This window comes from Parashewanella curva (assembly GCF_003675895.1).
Lineage (GTDB): Bacteria > Pseudomonadota > Gammaproteobacteria > Enterobacterales > Shewanellaceae > Parashewanella > Parashewanella curva.
Window position 1 is genome coordinate 46,511 of the sequence record NZ_ML014776.1, and the last position, 18,483, is coordinate 64,993.

The 18,483-nt window shown below is 40.0% G+C and carries 21 protein-coding genes and 1 pseudogene; 1 reads left to right on the top strand and 21 read right to left on the bottom strand.

What is annotated here, in order from left to right; translation table 11 throughout:
• Nucleotides 1-25: 25 nt before the first annotated feature.
• The 19 genes from D5018_RS10415 to D5018_RS10505 form a co-directional block, all read right to left on the bottom strand.
• Nucleotides 26-487, bottom strand: coding sequence for a hypothetical protein (locus tag D5018_RS10415; RefSeq protein ID WP_121838943.1), 462 nt, complete (start codon nt 485-487; stop codon nt 26-28).
• A complete protein-coding gene (locus tag D5018_RS10420; protein ID WP_121838944.1) occupies nt 480-881 on the bottom strand; it encodes a hypothetical protein in 402 nt (133 codons plus the stop codon). The genes D5018_RS10415 and D5018_RS10420 overlap by 8 nt, the downstream gene beginning before the upstream one ends.
• Nucleotides 882-890: 9 nt before the next feature.
• Nucleotides 891-2,228 carry an EscN/YscN/HrcN family type III secretion system ATPase gene (locus D5018_RS10425; RefSeq protein ID WP_121838945.1) on the bottom strand — a complete coding sequence of 446 codons (1,338 nt, stop codon included), beginning with the start codon at nt 2,226-2,228 and terminating at the stop codon, nt 891-893.
• A 13-nt stretch (nt 2,229-2,241) separates the two neighbouring features.
• Nucleotides 2,242-4,299: an EscV/YscV/HrcV family type III secretion system export apparatus protein gene (locus tag D5018_RS10430; RefSeq protein ID WP_121838946.1), complete on the bottom strand. Its 2,058-nt coding sequence runs from the start codon at nt 4,297-4,299 to the stop codon at nt 2,242-2,244.
• On the bottom strand, nt 4,296-4,658 hold the full coding sequence (locus tag D5018_RS10435; protein ID WP_121838947.1) for a type III secretion apparatus: 363 nt from the start codon (nt 4,656-4,658) through the stop codon (nt 4,296-4,298). Before D5018_RS10435 ends, D5018_RS10430 begins: the two co-directional genes overlap by 4 nt.
• A 77-nt stretch (nt 4,659-4,735) precedes the next feature.
• Nucleotides 4,736-5,767 (bottom strand): TyeA family type III secretion system gatekeeper subunit, encoded by a 1,032-nt coding sequence (locus D5018_RS10440; RefSeq protein ID WP_121838948.1) that lies wholly within the window; start codon nt 5,765-5,767, stop codon nt 4,736-4,738.
• 23 nt (nt 5,768-5,790) lie between these two features.
• A complete protein-coding gene (locus D5018_RS10445) occupies nt 5,791-6,504 on the bottom strand; it encodes a type III secretion protein (protein ID WP_121838949.1) in 714 nt (237 codons plus the stop codon).
• Complete coding sequence (locus tag D5018_RS10450; RefSeq protein WP_121838950.1) at nt 6,501-7,160, bottom strand: type III secretion system domain-containing protein; 660 nt, start codon at nt 7,158-7,160, stop codon at nt 6,501-6,503. The genes D5018_RS10445 and D5018_RS10450 overlap by 4 nt, the downstream gene beginning before the upstream one ends.
• A 28-nt stretch (nt 7,161-7,188) precedes the next feature.
• Complete coding sequence (gene sctJ, locus D5018_RS10455) at nt 7,189-7,914, bottom strand: type III secretion system inner membrane ring lipoprotein SctJ (protein WP_121838951.1); 726 nt, start codon at nt 7,912-7,914, stop codon at nt 7,189-7,191.
• A complete protein-coding gene (gene sctI, locus D5018_RS10460) occupies nt 7,911-8,270 on the bottom strand; it encodes a type III secretion system inner rod subunit SctI (protein WP_121838952.1) in 360 nt (119 codons plus the stop codon). The genes sctJ and sctI overlap by 4 nt, the downstream gene beginning before the upstream one ends.
• 12 nt (nt 8,271-8,282) lie before the next feature.
• Entirely contained in the window at nt 8,283-8,588 is a 306-nt protein-coding gene (locus D5018_RS10465; protein WP_121838953.1) for an EscG/YscG/SsaH family type III secretion system needle protein co-chaperone, read from the bottom strand.
• A 32-nt stretch (nt 8,589-8,620) separates the two neighbouring features.
• The gene (gene sctF / locus D5018_RS10470; protein ID WP_121838954.1) at nt 8,621-8,836 is read right to left on the bottom strand and encodes a type III secretion system needle filament subunit SctF; all 216 of its coding nucleotides are present in this window, start codon (nt 8,834-8,836) and stop codon (nt 8,621-8,623) included.
• 13 nt (nt 8,837-8,849) lie between these two features.
• Entirely contained in the window at nt 8,850-9,548 is a 699-nt protein-coding gene (locus tag D5018_RS10475) for a helix-turn-helix domain-containing protein (protein WP_121838955.1), read from the bottom strand.
• A 124-nt stretch (nt 9,549-9,672) separates the two neighbouring features.
• Nucleotides 9,673-10,248: a type III secretion system translocon protein SseB gene (gene sseB, locus D5018_RS10480; protein ID WP_121838956.1), complete on the bottom strand. Its 576-nt coding sequence runs from the start codon at nt 10,246-10,248 to the stop codon at nt 9,673-9,675.
• Between the two features lie 41 nt (nt 10,249-10,289).
• Nucleotides 10,290-10,703 (bottom strand): hypothetical protein, encoded by a 414-nt coding sequence (locus D5018_RS10485; RefSeq protein ID WP_121838957.1) that lies wholly within the window; start codon nt 10,701-10,703, stop codon nt 10,290-10,292.
• 9 nt (nt 10,704-10,712) lie between these two features.
• Nucleotides 10,713-10,928 carry a hypothetical protein gene (locus D5018_RS10490; RefSeq protein WP_121838958.1) on the bottom strand — a complete coding sequence of 72 codons (216 nt, stop codon included), beginning with the start codon at nt 10,926-10,928 and terminating at the stop codon, nt 10,713-10,715.
• 10 nt (nt 10,929-10,938) lie between these two features.
• Nucleotides 10,939-12,147 (bottom strand): type III secretion system inner membrane ring subunit SctD, encoded by a 1,209-nt coding sequence (gene sctD, locus D5018_RS10495; protein ID WP_121838959.1) that lies wholly within the window; start codon nt 12,145-12,147, stop codon nt 10,939-10,941.
• A gap of 7 nt (nt 12,148-12,154) precedes the next feature.
• A complete protein-coding gene (locus D5018_RS10500) occupies nt 12,155-13,627 on the bottom strand; it encodes an EscC/YscC/HrcC family type III secretion system outer membrane ring protein (RefSeq protein ID WP_121838960.1) in 1,473 nt (490 codons plus the stop codon).
• Nucleotides 13,624-14,022: a hypothetical protein gene (locus D5018_RS10505; protein ID WP_121838961.1), complete on the bottom strand. Its 399-nt coding sequence runs from the start codon at nt 14,020-14,022 to the stop codon at nt 13,624-13,626. Before D5018_RS10505 ends, D5018_RS10500 begins: the two co-directional genes overlap by 4 nt.
• Before the next feature lie 334 nt (nt 14,023-14,356).
• Here D5018_RS10505 and D5018_RS10510 point away from each other — a divergent pair, with 334 nt between their 5' ends.
• Entirely contained in the window at nt 14,357-17,056 is a 2,700-nt protein-coding gene (locus D5018_RS10510) for an ATP-binding protein (RefSeq protein ID WP_165905041.1), read from the top strand.
• Between the two features lie 408 nt (nt 17,057-17,464).
• Here the strand turns inward: D5018_RS10510 and D5018_RS10515 are convergent, their stop codons facing one another.
• On the bottom strand, nt 17,465-18,109 hold the full coding sequence (locus tag D5018_RS10515; RefSeq protein WP_121838963.1) for a two component system response regulator: 645 nt from the start codon (nt 18,107-18,109) through the stop codon (nt 17,465-17,467).
• Between the two features lie 252 nt (nt 18,110-18,361).
• Nucleotides 18,362-18,483 (bottom strand): annotated as a pseudogene (locus tag D5018_RS10520) (IS1595 family transposase); the annotation flags it as partial.

Below are 18,483 nucleotides of genomic sequence, written 5' to 3' on the forward strand. Positions count from 1 at the left end.
CGTTTACTGTATTGGTTTAGCGAAATTACTCTCTAGACGCCTGAACATTGATGTGAACATGGTGTTTACGACCTTTCAAATTCTCAACGATTTTGGGCATTGCATTATTAATAGCTTTCGCTTGGCGTTCATTTTTGGGGTGCAGGCTTAAACGAATTCCACGTTTATCATAATTAGCCTGAATAATAAGGCCTGTCATGGGACCGTTTAACATGCGATAACATAGCATGTCACCCTGCCTTGAAACTTCAGCACCACCTAACTTACATACACCACCATCATGGCTCAAAATCGACTTAGTAGTTTTAGTAATGTTTTTATTTTTGCTATCGTCCATCTCAAATTCATCTTGCTTATGATGAAATGGGTTAAATAACTCCTTAAAATGGCGCACTTCACGTGATTGTGGGTCGGCTTTTTTATCTTTACTTTCATGCTCGCTTGAGGTGACCTGCTCAGAACGATTGACATTAATGGAATTACTCATCAAACACCGCCTGCAATTTTTCTTGATCCTTTACTAACTGTAGTACCTCTCGATTAAGTTGCTCGATGGTATTATCTGTTTCATGGATTTCATTCTGAATACTCACCACCTTTTCTGCTAATTCTCGCTCTTGTTGATATTGTTTAGATTGCAACAATCTAAATTCCGACAATTCGCTGTGCCCTAGTGATTCACTGGGTATGCTGCCATTGCGTATTTGCTCTATCAGTTGATTGCGCTCACGGATCGTTTGCTGTCGTTGATCTTTTAACTCTTGCTTTTGTTTTTTTATATCATTAATTTTACGACGAAGTTTTGTCTCTTTTTGCGCCCGAATTTTTAAAATCTGTTTTAAGGTTTTTTTATCGTTACCATCCAATGCAGCATCTTTCATAGCATAGCCTTAACGAGATACAGCCTGAGTTAACAGAGCTTGAGTGTCATCGTAAGAGCAGTACTCTTTCACATCCTGCTTTAAGAAACTCATAATGCCGGCATGTAACGCAATGGCCTCATCTGTTTCAGGATCTTGCCCTGACTCATATTCACCGACTCGTATAAGCAACTGAACTTCTTCATATTTTGCCAGCATATCTCGCAATTTCGCAGCCGCCTGTCGTTGCTCAGGACTGACGATTTGATCCATCACACGACTGACACTGGCATTAATATCAATCGCAGGGTAATGCCCTGCTCCTGCTAGTTTTCTGGATAATACAATGTGACCATCAAGCAAAGAACGAACTTCATCAGCGATGGGCTCATTCATGTCATCACCTTCAACCAAAACAGTATATATGCCCGTAATACTTCCTAATTTTGCTGGTCCAGCACGTTCTACTAGTGAAGACAGCTTCACGAATACACTGGGAGGAAAACCGTTAGAAACCGCAGGCTCTCCAGCTGCAAGACCAATTTCTCGAGCACTTCTGGCAAAACGAGTTAAGGAGTCCACCATCAACAGTACATCTTTACCTTGGTCTCTAAAATATTCAGCAATCGTAGTCGCAGTGATGGTTGCTTTCATTCGTTCAAGCGGTGGCCTATCAGAAGTAGAAACGACCAAAACCGTTCGTTTTCGAGCCTCTTCAGACAAGTTATATTCCATAAACTCACGCACTTCACGTCCCCGCTCACCAACAAGGGCTAATACAATAACCTCGGCTTCACAACTTGAAGCTATCATCCCTAATAAGGTAGATTTTCCTCCACCTGCCGCAGCAAAGATGCCAATACGTTGACCAACACCACAGGCCAGTACACTGTCTATGGCTCTGATCCCCATAGGTAATACATCTTTGATTAAACTACGACTGAGGGGATCGGGAGCAGCTCCTTGGTTGTCCCTAATTTCAGAAGCAGAAATATCACCATATTCGTCAATAGGTCGACCAAGTCCATCTACCACTCGCCCTAATAAACTATCGCCTAAAGCAATTTGATGGCCATGACCTAAAAGCTCTACAGGTTCGTCGGTTTGTAATCCAGTGGTGGCGTCAAAAGGAGATAAGATGGCTTCATCTTCTTTAACGGCAATAACCTCAGCATGCAATTTACCTGCGATTTCACAGAGATCGCCTTGATGAGCGCCAGCCAATGTTGAACGTACCAGAGTTGCACCAACTTCTTGCACCCGACCAAAAAATCGAACTGATGGCGCCATACTTTCAATTTGATATGGCTTAAAAAATAATGCCTTATCTATGGCTTTTACGAGAGTAGATTTTTTGGGTAACTGCATCGCTTACCTCTCACTAGGCGTTCATGGCTTCATCAAGGGCTTCACCTACTAGATCCACATGATCTAGAACCTTAATTTCCACATCATCCCCCAACTCTTGGTATGACAATACAGGGGTGTTAAACAAATCTCGTTCAACAATTTTTCTTAAGTAACGACGCACATCAAGCGAGGTTAATAAAGCACACTGTTGATTATCTGGAAGTAGTTCTTTGATGGCATTTAAGATCATCTGGGTTTGAGCACTATTCAGAACTGAATAGGAACCTGCCGTAGATTGACGAATCGATTCCCGAATTAAGTTCTCTATACCTTCACCAACCATGAGTGCCGAAATCCACCCTTGCTGATTAGAAAATTTTCGACGTATATGACGCCTTAGTGCAATACGAACATATTCAGTAAGCATGATGACGTCTTTTTCTTTAGGAACCCACTCAACCAAGGTTTCAAAAATCGTTCTTAGATCTCGAATGGAAATCCCTTCTTCTACTAAACGTTGTAAAATCTCTGCAACCTTTCCTACCGACAGCAAGCGCTGTAATTCACGGATAAGCTCACCATATTTATTCTCCATCGCATCCATTAAGAAACGTGTTTCTTGCACACCAATAAATTCACCAATGTAGCGATCCACTACTTTATTGATCAGGCACGTTGGAATAGCTTCACCTTCAACCACGGTTAAATTTTTCAACTTGGCTTCAGCAATTTGTGGCTCCTTTATCCAAAACAAATTCTGCCCATTAAAAGTCATGGTCTCTTGTCTAGATTCAAGATCGGTAAAAGGAACATCCAAAAGCACTTCTTCCGGCTTGAGTTGCACCTGCAACACAGGTTCTTGGTATAAATGAATATCGCATTGGCCCGGAATGTCTTTTTTTACTACCTGCAGCTGTATTTCAGGAAGAGGCACTCCGAGCTTTTCAAACAGTGACCACCGTAACCGATGTAGATTTTCTTTCATTCCTTGATGAGGTGTATCTGATCCTAGGTAAAGCATCAACGGTACCGCACCTGGTTGCATCTTTGAGTCATCAGAAGCTTCTTCTCCTCCCTCAGCAAATGGAACGGTCTCATCCCCTGCTTCACTTTGTTTCTGCTGTTTTCGCCCTAACCACCATGTGGTAAAGAATGTAAGAAAACCAAGAGAACCAAATACCCACCAAGGAAACCCTGGGATCACAGCAAAAGTAATCATCACTATTCCAGCCATTTGCAATGAAGATGGCTGCTTTGTAATTTGGCTAACAACTTCTTTGCCTAAGTTTTGTCTTGCCTCACCCGGAACTCGAGTAACAATCAAACCTGCCGTAATAGAAATGAGTAGCGAGGGAATTTGCGCAATCAAACCATCACCAACAGATAGAATTGAATAGGTGTTTACGGCTTCCGAAGCTGTCATGCCTTTTTGTAAAACACCAATTGAGATACCTCCAATAATATTAGTAAAAATCACAATAATACTGGCTATGGCATCCCCTTTTACAAACTTCATGGCACCATCCATCGCACCATAAAGCTGACTTTCTTTTTGCACTTTTGCTCTGAGCCTTTTCGCTTCTTTAGCGTCAATCATTCCAGCACGCATATCGCCATCGATACTCATTTGCTTACCCGGCATACCGTCGAGTGAGAAACGAGCTGATACCTCTGCCACACGTTCAGAACCTTTAGTGATAACTATAAACTGCACAATAGTAATGATGGCAAAAATGATAATACCCACCGCTAAGTTGCCACCCACAACAAAGTTACCGAAAGTAAAAACAATTTCACCAGCATCGTGTTGGAGCAAAATCAACCGACTGGTACTGATGGTCAATGCTAGACGATATAAAGTGGTCACCAATAACACTGATGGAAAAACTGAAAATTCAAGAGGGTCACGAATATAGATAGCAATCATCAATAGCATTACTGATAACGCTAAGTTAATGGCAATCAATAAGTCTATTAATGGCGTAGGCAGAGGAATGATCATCATAAATACCGCTACCATAAGCATGACTGCTAAAATTATGTCATGGCGTCCTGATATTTTATGAAGCCAGTTAGTGATCATGTTCATGAATCAGCTCCATACCCAACCCTATCTAAAAATTGTTGCTGTAATTTCAACATTTGAAACCAATCCCGTCCTTCGCTGCTTGAGGGGCATAAGCAACTGATCATCAAGTTTTGCTTAATGGTGAATAGCCGCTGTGGAACTCCCATAAAAATTTGTGGATGCCAACGTGCCAAACAGGGCTTTAGTTCCAAAATTTGTCCGTCTAACAACCACGATGTCATCAGTAAGCGCTCTTCTCTCATTTCCAGCATTAACCCATAAGGCGTCCAGTGATATTCCATATGCTCATCAATGGCTACAGGCCATTTTTCAAGCAATTGAAATAATTCTTCCAATTTTCTGGACGAGCGCAAATCCATAAATTATCAACGCCTATTAGTATAGAAATTAAACACTTTCATAAGCTTAGGACTTCTTCGCAAAAATGATAAATATTTCATGAATATTCTTCATCACACCATTTATCAAGTAAGTCCAACATGGCGTCAGCCACATGTGATTGCTGATCTTGTTCACGAAAACAGGTATTTGGGATCTGCAGCAATAAATCTCGCCAACGACGCAAAAAGCTGATTTGTCTTTCTTCATCTACTATCAATGGTTTTATCTTGCCTTCTAACCATTCGGCGTAAACCCAAGATTGCTCAATTAGCTCTAAACTGATTGCTAATACATCGGCTGACTTCACATCATAAGCTCGCGCGAGTGCATTGCAGTGTTCCTCTATACTCATAAAGATCAGCAATCGCCTTAAATCGTCTATTACAGTAACGATTTTCACCATATCGGTACTGGTGCTATCCTCATTTAAAGAATTGGATAGTGCTCTAAGCAATACTCGAATCCGCTTACGTCTATCTGGCATTTCTTTTAAATGATTAAACCATTTCGCAAGCCCTGCTTCGCCATGCTCAGCACGCTGATAGAGATTCTTTAAGGTCTCAAGCCCAGCTTGATCCAGCGGTAATCCTTCCATCGCAGCGATCAATGCCAACTCTGCACCTTCTTCCGATAGCAATTCTTGGAGTTTCTTCCTGAGTTTTTCTTTTACTTGATCACTCATCTGCCCGGAAGATATTACGGTTGCCAGTAATAACATGACCTCGCCAGAGTCCATATTCATATTGCCGACTTTGGCTAGAATCGCATCGCCATCATTTAAGGCTGCCAGTTCGCTGGCTAAAGCAGCCATGCCTTCAGCTTGCTCACCTTCTAAATTGGCCACTAGCTCTTCAAGTGAATTTAAACGTGTTTCATCTTTTTGGTTTTTACTAGAAAGTTTTTTTAGAAAGTTACTGGCACCTAAGCTGATATCGTCCATGGCCTCCTGCATTGATTCAGCTTGTACTTCAGCAAATTCAGCAGCAGCCAAAGCCGCTGTATTATGAGCAGGGTGCACCTGACCGTTAACGGATTGGTTCTCGGTTTGAGTGTTTAGATTTACGGTATTTGCACCATCAACTCTCATAGAGGCATTTTCCTGAGTTCCAATTAGGGTTCAATTGGAGCTTCATTCTCTTGTGATTGGGCTTCTTCACCTATAGCGAGGATTTCATGCTCGTCAGTGGCCGGCTTACTGATAAATATTTCTAATAGTGTGGCTAAGTGCTGTTCTACGTCGATACGTGCGGTTAAGGCTTTTGAATGTAACTCGGCACAACCTGACGCTAAATGAGGATCGACCTTAATGGTAAATTTGTCATTTAACAACTCAGTCAATTTAGACTCATCGTCAGCGGCTACAGATAAGGTCAACACACCTTCTCCGACTTTTTCTACCACCTCTTCGGTTAGCCTTTGAGCAATCAATGTAGAACTTTCTTGTTCGCCAGCCCATTGAGTGATTACTCGTTGTATTTGCTCGGCAATTTTAGGCTGAAGCTCCTGTAACAATTGTTCAGTAAACTCAGTTTCATCTTTAACCCATTGCACCATTTCTGACATAACCGATTCTTGAGCTTGTTGCTGCCACAGCTGGAGATTTTCTTGCGCTTGAATTTCGGCTTGCTGAAGTAGTTGCTCTGACTCGGCTCTTGCTTGCTCACGTTGTTCATGAGCCTGTTGAAGCGCAACTTGAATGCGCCGCTTAACCTGCTTCTCCATGTCTTGAAGCTCGACCGACTGTTGCAACAGTTCAGCCGTAACAAGGCGTTCTTCACCTCGCAAAACTTCACAGGACTCAACATTGATCATAAAAGCACTCATAGTAGACGCTCCAATCGGGTTAACGAACGGGACATATTGATGGACTGCTTATCTAACGCTTTTAGATGAGCTGTTATTGACTTGGGCAACTTGTCAGTCTCGGTCGCCGGAAAAGTCATCAATAGAGCTCTCCATACAATACTATCGGTCAATTCTTTAGAAAACTGGATCACAGCAATTTGCAATGCAACTTCAACGATGTCTTTCTCAGCGATATCATTGATTACAGGTTTTAATTTAGAAGTAGGCCTTTGTGGCCACAAGGCCCATGCTTGCTGTATTTGATCATCAGTTAATATTGTTTCCAATGCTTGTCGATAAGTTTTGAGGGAAAAGTAATCCTGGCAATTTAAGCTGTATAGACCAAATACCAATAACAATTCATTGAGCTTATCTTTCCTTTGTATTAGTAAGTTATCTTGTTCATTGAGTTTGGTGGGCATAGGTTCATCGATCAACCCGGCACGGCTAACAATCATAGTTTCAATTCGATGTCCCAGTATTGAATCTGGTTCATACTTTTCTTGCCAAGCTTGTACTCCCAGTTTTTTCCACCAACTGGGATGCATGCTAGCCGTAGGTCGCCAAATCAGCTCGAATCCCTGACGTAATGCTAAACCCGAATCGCTTGTTGACGAAAAAAAATCTTCACTCATTACGCACCCTTAATATACAACACGGTCGTTAAGACCGCCTTCGTAACCAAACAACGCCCACTAAACTCAGTAAGAAAATTAATGTCAAACTGATAACCGCTGGCATTTTATTTTCTTCTATTATGGAGATAACTTCTGACCACATATCTTCGTCCTTAAGAGGAGGAGCAGACTGATAACCATAGTTTGCGGCTTGTAAAAACAAACTTATACGTTCATAGCTGAGTCCTGGTACAGCATTCTGAACTAAGCCTTTTATGTCATTTTCTCTCGTCGACAAATTAGCTTGCGGAGAATACTTAATGTAAACCGAAGCGGACTTCTGCTGCTCAACCTGAAATTGATCTTCTTGTGTCGGTTCCGCAATAGAAACTCTGGCGCTGATCACCCCTTCAATATTGGATAATGTACGCTCTAATTGCTGCTCTTTTAAAAACGCAATTTTAGCTTCTTCTTGCGCTGGTGAGGTAACCAACTGACCGGAAGGGAATAAGTCCTCAATATCGGCATATTTGGGTTTAGGTAAACCATTTTGCCTTAATAAAGCTACGGCATTAATAAACTTATGTTCATCAATCATTAGGGTGGCCATGCCTGTTTTATCATCCACCTGAGTTGAAGCACTGATATCATTCAATCTCAATAAAGCCACCATTTGGTTAGCTTCTTCTTGAGAAAGATTACGATACAGTTCAACTTTACAACCCGCCAATAACAAAATAAGTGGTATAAATAATAAAAATCGGATTCTCATTGCATACTCGCTAGCTTGTTAATGGATTGAGATAATGAGCCTGCTATTTTTGCAAATAAATCGACTTCGATAACAGCTTTAGTAATATGACGTTGCCCCTCTAAAGCGGCAAGCGGAGACATACTGTGCCCCAATTTATTGTTATTATTGAAATCTGGATTACCCAGTTTTTTTATCAATTCATTATCATTTCCTGTCGCCTCTAATTTAGCCGCTTTATCAAGATCCCCTGCACCAAGGTTTAACAGCTCTTGGAATTTGGCTGCAAGCTGCTGGTTGGCTTCAGGTTCATCCTTTGTTAACTGTTTATTTCTATTAATTTCAGCGAGTTGGCGTATGGTTTCTAAATTAGGCATGTTGACCTCCGATCACTCAGATAACGTTGTTATTTGTTGGTTCAACGCAACGTCTTTATCTGAATTGTTCATCCTTGCACCTGAGAAGATAACAAATAAGGCTTTCGCCGAATCACTATTGCACGCATTTAATTGCTCTAACGCTCCATAAACATCATTTAGTGCGAAGTAAATTATGCTCGTACAAATACGCCTATCCTCCTCATCTTCAATTAGATCAGGGAATACATTAACGATGGCATAAGATTCTTTTTCTAAGCCATGATTAGCTGCAGCAAGCGCTGCTTCTACCAATAATTGTTTGTGTTCACTTTCCATAATTCACTGTTATTCCTAACGATTAGTAAAAATCAAATCTTGGCAATAATGCCTTGAATCATGTCTTTAATTGATTTAATAATGGCACTTTCATAGCCGACAAAGTTGGAATATTGCTGGATCGCGAATTGAGCCTTCAGCATTTTATCTGGATCATTAATATCCCCAGATTGCATATTGCCTTGAATGTCTTTTGCTGATTGGGCTGACATTTCTGACAACTGACTAACAACTGTACTTAAATCCATATATAGTACTCCTTTAATTCACGCTACTTCTAAGTGTAGTTGGACAACAGGAATATCGCTTTTTAAATGCATCAGTAAAATGAGAGCTATTACTAAAACCACTTTCATAAGCAATATCAATAACTTTCTTATCAGTACCTAGCAATTGCTGCCGGGCAAAACTCAGCCTTTTATCTAACAACCATTTTTTGGCTGATACGCCATAGTTTTTGTAAAAGATAAAGTTAAGTTTCCTTGCATCAACTTTAAGATCTTCAGCAAAACGATTAACAGGCCAAGGCTTCATAAAGTTGGTTTCTATGTAGCGCAAGACTTCATCGTTATAAGTTAAAAAGTATTTGAATAAGTTAGAAAAATAAGATTTATCCATGCTGAGACAATAAATAAACACGAACTTCATCAACATTTCTCGATTTGAGATAAGCTGCTCAAAAACCTTAATTAAATTGTTGTACACAGGAATGGATTTTACTTCATCAGCCCTAAAGTGCTTAAATTCTTGTTTAGTATCAATGAGCTCAGATATTTCGTTATATAGACCGTGTAATTCTCCTGGGTAGCAATACACATTCAACCAACAATCTCGGCTGATGGCTGTTGCTGTAACATCTTCGGAAGTAACAATGAGTTGATTTGCTTCAATCTCAATGACTTCATCTTTCCGATGCAATTTCCCAGGTTGCTTAAATAGCAGTATTTGAATTGCGCTCATGCGACAGACCGTCCCTCATCCAACTGAAAATACCTTATCCCTGAGTGTAATTAAGTTGTAGGAGCGCTTTAATCAGGTAAACCCCTGATTTTAATCATCAGCAATCTAATTGATTACTTACTAGTTAACGAATATTTTGGGCAATATTTTTGTTCATTTCTGATAACAGAGTTTGTATGTGGTTGATCATACTGACTAAAACATTATAGGTTTGTAATATTTTTTGCAGTTGTAATTGCTGCTGAGAAACAAAGTCTGAAGCTTTGTTGGAGGCTGTATCCAATGCATTTTTGACCGCAGTTAGCTGAATATGGTTTAGTTTACCACCATGTTTTTTTAGATAATCGTCAATACCCATGCCATCAACAGTAAGGCTAGCTTGATGAGCGAAGTCTAATATATCAGGTTGCAGTGATACGGTTGCATTTTCGCCTTGATGACTAAGGTTAGCAATTTGCTCATCGACTTCATTAGACATATTATGGGCGTCACGAGAAAAGTTTGCTCTTTCCGTGATCATTTTATATTTATCATTGGCTTGCTCAGAAAACATATTCATGTTGTTGTAGAGCGTATTAATACCATTAGAAAAAACAGAATCTCCCTGAACCGCTGCTGCGACATCTAAGTGATCAGAGTCGGAGTTTTCAAAACTCGTTTTTATCTGGCCTCCAAGGTCACTAATGTTATTCGTACCCATACCCCATCCTTAAGGCGAGTTGGTAAATGTTAGTGTTAATATTATAGATAACTTCTGACTTTTTTCTTTTTCGCTTTAGGCTTATTATCTTCTGCCACATCTAGCACAGTTTGAGTTGGTTGCGTCTCGGCTTCTTCTGAAGTGGCGGTAACCACAGGAGCAGGTGCTTCCCCACTTCCTATATCCGTAAACTGCTGCTCCAATTTTTTAAAATTTTGGCCAAGCTCATTGACTTTAGACATCACTTTTTGTTGCTGCTGATTAAACCCTTGAGGGAAAGCTCTCTGCAAACGAAGCAATTTCTCTCTGGCTTCAGGATCTGTTTTTGCACGTTGCATCAAAGATTGGATTTCAGCCTGCAGTGATTGAAACTCTTGAATTTGGCGGTTGATTGCTTCTTTACGCTGCTGAATATCATTCATCACCGCTTTTAAATCCTGTAATACTTCGTTCATAGCGCCCCCTTAACCTGATTTTTTCTTAGAGACACGTTTTTTAAAGCGCTTATATAAGACATTAACCACACTTTCTGCTGCATCGGCAGCCTCAAGTAACGCCGCTTTATTTTTCTCTTTAGAATTCAGTAATTCCTGCTTCATATTATCAATTTGCTCTTGATAATATTCTTTTGGATATGTTCTAGCTCGAATATTGTCTTCTAACTTGGTAATTCTTGGCATTATTTACTCCTTATAGCAGCAACGGGATATGGATAACCTGTCCGCTTTTACTTAAATCTATTCCATTAATGTCGATAAACTTGATCACATATCCATTATCAATCTCACTTCCTTGCGATAATCGCACGCCATTTTCAAGTTCAATAAAGGGATCGTCGTGGCTACCACCAAAGCTCACAATGGCTGACGTTAAAATACGATTGACTTCATTTCGAACAGGTATATTCTGAAACACCAATTTAATGCCATTTTGTTGGATAGGTTTCAGTGCTCGAGCTGCTTTCATTACCTTCTCTTCCACTTTTCGATCCACTTCTCCAGTGATAACAATAGCCTCATCCAGCTGAGTTAACATTAAATTAGCCAGTAAATCTTTTTTACGGAGTTCATCAATGAGAGTTTGTAACTGCACACCAGATTGATTTAACACATGCCAGCTCATTAACCCTGAGATACCTTTGAGCATTTTAACGGCTTTATCCCATTCTTCACCGGCTTGAATGGCCCCTGTAATCGTCACACTGCCAGGTGTTGGATCTTGAGTGACTGTCACATTTTTAAAGCCATTTTGACCAAGTACCTGCCTTACATCTGTCACCAATTGATCAGTACATTCAGCATGTTCAACAAATAAGATTCCATGATTTTTTACTTCTTCAATGAACTGCGCTAGCTTGCGTGAGTCGTCACAAAAACCGTTAAAAGTAACCACACCATTATCTGACCATAGAGCTTTAATACCATCCAACTCGTTAAGCGTCAGTCGCTGTGATACCCATTCTTGTGGTGTAACTTCGTGTTGAGGAGCTTCAACGGGGTCGACAAGTAAAGCCAAAATCAGCAAAGCAGAGAAAGCTGAAAGCCCGATCAGTAATAAATTGGAGGCTCTCTTTTTAGTGAGTTTACGCTTAGGGATTGCCTTTTTCTGAATTTCTTCGGAGCTAAGCCCTAGAATGAATGCAATGCCTTCAATTTCAATCACTGAGCCTAGAGGGATTTCTGTGATGGTCTCATCAGGTTTTATCCCGTCAATCCATACTGGGGTTTGGGTTATCAGCTCAACTTTTTCTTCATTGACATCAAATTCAATGAGTTTTAGCTTGTCCAATACCGCCAACACATCACCGTCTTCACCAACTGTGAATGTGCCTTCTGGAATAACCAGTTGTCGCCCTGAAAGTGGACCATTTAACCACAATATTTTAAATTTTGACGGCATACTCTACTCATTGATTAACAGGTTCAGCTTTGATCAAAAATAGTCGCATGACACTTTGACGTTGATGTCCTGTCGACCGAAACAACCCTCCTACTAATGGTAGGTCACCTAATAAGGGTAGTTTGTTTTTTGTTTCTTCGTCTTTATCTTGAACAAATCCACCGATAAGTAAGCTTTCACCTGACTTCAATGTCGCTTGAGTCGAGATTTCAGAGTTTTGCACCTGAGGCAAACCATCAGTGCCTTCAACTGCTGCACCTTGCTGACCATCTTGGATATTGAGCACCAAATTAACGGCTTTATGACCATGATCTATAATCATCCTTGGTGTTACTCTTAGCAAAGAACCTGTCGTGACCGATTTTAAATCTGCCACTTTTTCACCAGAAACTTTGGTATAAAAAGTAATGTTCTTATCAAGTACAGCTTGTACATTATTGAGAGTCACCACTGATGGGCGAGACAGTACTTTAGCCTTTGAATTTCTCTGTAAGGCGTTTAGTTTAATTTCAAAGCTACCAGTATTGCCTATCACAGATGAAAAATTTCCACTTGGAGCACGCCCACCAGAAGAACCAGTATCTGAATTAAAACTAATGTTACCGCCTCCCAGTTTTGCAGCAGCTGACCACTCCACTCCTAGCTGATTAAAGTTTGAAGCATCAACATCAAAAATAGATACTGAAATTTCGATCATTATCGGTTTCACATCAAGCTGCCTGATGATGGAAGAATAAGTTTTTTGCTCTTGAGTACTCCCTTTCACTATGATGGCATTTTGTCTGGGATCTGCCGCAAAAGTGGGACCTGTAGACGCATTGGCTGAACCTTTTAAGTTTTTACTCATCTCTTGCAACACGGTTACTAGCCCAGGCACCACTACATCTTGAGTTCGGTAACTGTATTTGGAGTCACCCGCTGAAGCATAATTGAGTTTATAAACTTTCACTTCCTCATGATTAACAGCCGCTTGCTGAGCACTAGCATCTAATTTTTCAGTTAATTTACTCACTGTACTAATGCAAACAGGCACACCCACTAATTGGATACTTGCGATATCGACGGCGGGACGAACATTGCAGGCTCGTTTGTCTATAACTCCTGCATTAGTTAAATAATTCGTCACATCTGCTGTGGAGATGTTATTTAAAGGTATGACTTCATTTTGCAATTCACTGGTTTTATAAACGTATAAAACGTCAGTGTTATAGTACCAAATCAGTCCATATTGGCGACTCAGCTGATTGATCACTTGCAAGGGGGACTTATTTTGAATTCGCCCGTTAAACTGATCAGTGATTTTGCTGCTGATCACTATTGGAATACCGTAGTTACTGCCAAACTCTTGCAAAACTGCAGCTAGTGGTGTCCCCCGACTGATCATGACAAATGGATCACCTTGCCATTGAATTTCCTTCAACGGTGCAGCAATGCCTCCTGCCATAAAACATAAGAAAAACAGTCCTATCAGTGATCTCATGTTCGCATTCTCATCTCAAATTTAGGTTTTTTTTCAACTTTAGTTTTAAAGCCTTTTTCAAGGTATTGAGCAATCGCAAGTTGAACTGCCACTGCTTTTTTCAATGCTTTGTCGTCTAATGATTCATCATAATGACACCAGAGCTTCCACATCTCGTTATCCAACTGCAAACTACTGTCCTGTCCACCATCAAATGCGGCAAGAACTAGTGTGGCCTTGTGAACCCATAGGCTTTCCTCATGTGGTTCATAACTCGGCTGAATCTCAATGGCAATCGACAACAAGGACTGATGCTCTAGTACAGAGGCTGTTCGATCCGATAACTGCCATTGGTCTGACTTAGGGCTTGGTACTTGAGACTTTAATAACCCCAATTTGATCAATTGCTGTAACATATCGTCACCACACCCATTACGTCATTAAATGTATAGAGAAGTATCCTACTGAACTATCAGGTATTAACCCGACTTTTATAAACTGAAGAATCCCTTAAACAGCGAGAGACTTCATAGCAATACTTGTCATTAATTCAGCCAGCTTTCATTTAGTATATGTGAAAATTAAAAACTTGAAGGACAATTCTAATTTCTTTGGTTTTGAATGCACACATGAGCGTTAAATTTGTTCTAAGCTCTATTGGTATTTCTTTACTCGTGATACTTGAAGATGCAACTTTCAGGGCTTATTCAAGTATCACGAGTATATGTATTAAGGAGAATTAAATTTTCAATGAAAACCCTGTCTGTGGTATCAAAACTGACGATCAGTATTATCACTGTGTGCTGCCTTTGGTGGCTATTGAATGAATATCAGACATATCGCCAAATCCTTCAACAACAAAAGACACAGACAGTAATCCAACATAAATGGATCCAACGTTTTAATATCGAATTGACAAATAATTTTCTGCAAAACGTAGAAATGGATCTGAAAAATTACCGTGATACATTACCGCACATTGATGAAATGGCTGGAACCCAAAGTGGATATTTTTATGTAACAGGTAACCACTCCTCAGTTTCCACGAATCACCAACATTTCTTTCAAAAAATGGTAGCTAAGCATTACTCAAATTTATTACTTAAAACTTCAATGGGAATAGAGATCATGAGTCGTGTTCCCTTAACTAAATTTCAGCAACAATCATTAGCCAAACATTTTGCAGAAGCAAGCCAAACTGCCAAAAAAACAGTACAGTGGCACAGTCTAAATGGTGCTCAATCAAGCGAATTTTTAGCCAATTTATCAGATTCCAGAACAGGTCACACCTATGGCGTTACAATAGATATAGCTCCGTTACTGGCAAAGCTAAATCAAGAGTCTAATCACCAACAAATGCTATTGTTGACCACTAAGAATCAATTTATACCTTCAATACCTAACGAGCTACAACAGTGGATACTAAAGGAGCTTCAGCATCCACAAAAAGCATCTCAACTGATAGATCCTCACCATGGCGATTCTTATTTTTATATATCCAAATTGCAGCATAGCAACTGGGCGCTAATCAGTCGCTTTCCTAGACAGGAAGTTTCCTCAGTCGCCAAAGAGATATTTATAAGTAAACTGCCTCATGCAATTAGCTTATTAATTGTGTTCACTTTACTATTGATAATCATATTTTATATAGTTTTAAAGCGCCCGTTAGCTGAGTATATTCAAACCATTCGCGATCGTAACACTCCAGCTTTAAAGCGACATTTGCCTACTCAATATGGTGGTGAATTTTCAGAAATTGCCAATGCCTACAATGAGATGTTGGATAAAATTCAATTGCATCAACAAAAGCTTGAATTTCTAGTAGCGGAGCGTACTCAAGATCTACTTGCGGCATCAAGAAAAGCCGAACAGGCCAATCAACGTAAGACTGAACATTTAACCAGCATAAGCCATGAAATCCGCACCCCTCTTAATGGAATTTTAGGCGTGCAAGAATTACTTTTAAGTAGCCACACTTCAGAACGACAAAAGAAATTAATTCGTACCGCAATTGATTGCGGTTATTCTTTATTATCTTTGGTCAATAACTTGCTTGATTTCTCTCGTATTGAAGCCAAACAAATTCAACTCAAACCTTACCGATATTCTACGTTAAAGGTGGTTGATGAAGCGATGTCTACTATTGCTTCACAAGCACAAAGTAAAGGTGTTTTACTTATTACCGTAATTCAGAATAACGTGCCTGAATTTGCCATATTTGATCCTGATAGAGTTAGGCAAATTCTGATTAATTTATTGGGAAATGCCATAAAGTTTACTGAGGAAGGCTATGTATCCATTGGTGTTACTTTGTTCCATAAGCAAATAAAATATCGAGTGAAAGATACGGGTATTGGTATCAAAAATAATGAACTCATCACCATTTTTGAACCGTATGTGCAAGGGCGCCACCATAAAGTCGGTTCAGGCTTAGGTTTACCCATTGCTAGAAAATTAGCGAGGCTGATGGGAGGTGATATTCTCACCCACAGTCGCTTTGGCCATGGTGCGTCATTTTCATTAAAAATACCGCTGCAATCCCCAGAATCCTCAATTAGTTTGTTGAACACCCCAGTTCCCGCTCCAAGTTACTTGCATCCGCAACTAAAAGCGTGGGGAGCAACTCCAACGTCACCAATTGAAAACCAGCTTTCGGCACCTGAATTGCGATATTTACCCGACAAACTTTTGCAATATTGCCGTGAGATCCAGCACGATGTACCCCACTTTGCTCAAAGTACTCTGCCACCGCTGTTACCCTGGAAATTAAAAGTTTTGGTGGTAGACGATGTCGACATTAATCGAGAAATTATGTCGCAAATGTTACAAGAGTTGGGCCAGTCTGCCTATACAGCCTCTGGAGCTAATGCGGCTATAAATATGGGGCATAAACATATTTTTGATTTGATTTTGATGGATATTAGAATGCCTGATATTGATGGGTATCAAGCCACGGCCATGTGGCGTAGTGATGAGCAGATACTTGATAACGCTTGCCCCATTTTCGCACTCACGGCTAATGCAGAATCATTTACAAATGAACAACTAGCATCGGCAGGTATTAATCATTATTTGGTTAAACCGATTTCTTTGAGAAGCTTGAATGAAGCGCTAGAGTTAGCTGCTGAATTTCAGTTGGAAAGAGAAGTGCAACCAACCATAAATTCAGAAGCTGACACCCCTTTGATCGATGTGTTACAAACTGATTTAAATCAAAAGTTATACAGCCAGCTAACTGAAATGCTGTTATCACTAAAAGCAGCAATCGAAAGTAAAAACTGGCAGTTTGCGAACCATTGGCTTCATACTTTGAAAGGGACATCTGGACTGGCTGCGCTAAAAGAAATTGAACAAGAAGTTACCATATTAGAAGATTCACTTGAGCAAAATAAAAGCCTAGCCTTGCCTCAACTTAAGCTTCTAAATCAACTCATAAAAGCAGTTGAATAAATACTTAGCCTGAGCTCTGTATAAAGAAATCAATACTGTTTTGTTTTTATAGATAAAATATAAATTCATTCTACAGTGCGTTTCTATTTCGGGCTGTTCTACCCCAGAAATACGCATAAGTAACTGTGCTGTAGAGGTTTGCTTATGCAGAGCTCAGGTTACTTACATTAACCTAAAAACATCAGTTGGCTACGTTCTCAAGCGTAGAAAAAATGGTGGTTAGCAAGGCGAAGCTTGCAGCAAGTAGTTACTCTACTTGCAAAAGTTACAACACAGCTAGCTGCCATTTTAGCAAGCTTGTGGGCGTAGAGCGTTCACTCGTTGGGTGAAAGATGAGATGAGTTAAGCATATTACATCTCATGTAGTTAATCATTTTGAAAGCGTTCAACTGATATTTTTAGGATTAATTATCTTAGACCTAATCTATCAGCCCTAGATATAAGCTCAGCAACGTTGTGGGCATTGAGTTTTCGCATTAGATTAGTGCGATGGCTTTCAACGGTTTTCAAGCTGATCACTAACCCCTCTGCAATATCACGATTTCTTAGACCTTCACAAATTAAGCCTAATACCTGCTTTTCTCGGTGAGTTAATATCGGAAGATCATTGGTTTCAGTATCAAAGGCGTGAATTTGCTGTTCATCTAAGCCGGGGTCAATAAAAGTCTTTCCTCTGACCACTGTTTTGATGGCTGCAAATAGTGTCGATTTGGGGCTGTTTTTTAGCAGATAACCATTTGCTCCGATATCCAATGCTTCCCGTGCGGTTTTTTCTTCAGCTACAGCTGTAAGCATGATGATAAGAATCTCAGGCCAGCGACTTTTCAGCTGCTTAACTACTTCAATACCATTCATCTTAGGCAGCTTTAAATCCATGAAAACAAGATCGGGCTGCAAAGAAAGACACTGCTGATATACAGAAAGCCCGTCCTCTACAAAGCCAACTAACTGCATATCAGGATAAGGCGCTAAACAGCTACTCAGTCCATCGTATATTAGCGAGTGATCGTCTACGACTAAAATTTTTAAGGGTATGGTGGATTCAAAAGACATTCTTGCTTCTCCTAGAACCCCGTAATACAGCTCATTTCATAATTTCACTGATTATTACGGGTATATCTCTAGAGTAGCAAATCACTCATTATAAAATGGTTAATTTTTGTCAACCAAACGTTAATTTACATCCGATTAAACGATGTATCCTCGAGGTCGTTCCCAATTAGATTTTTGATTTGCTGCTGTTAATTTTGTGGTTAAACAAGGCGGAAAATGTGCGGTGTAGTTACTCTACATAAACATTCCTGATTACCCATGAAGCCCAGCCACTTTTAAGAGTTTTTTAGGTAAAGGTGGCGTTCTTACTGCTATGTATATGAATCTGGGCAATAAATCCTCTAATTTGAACCTTCGGTTAAACCGATAACAAA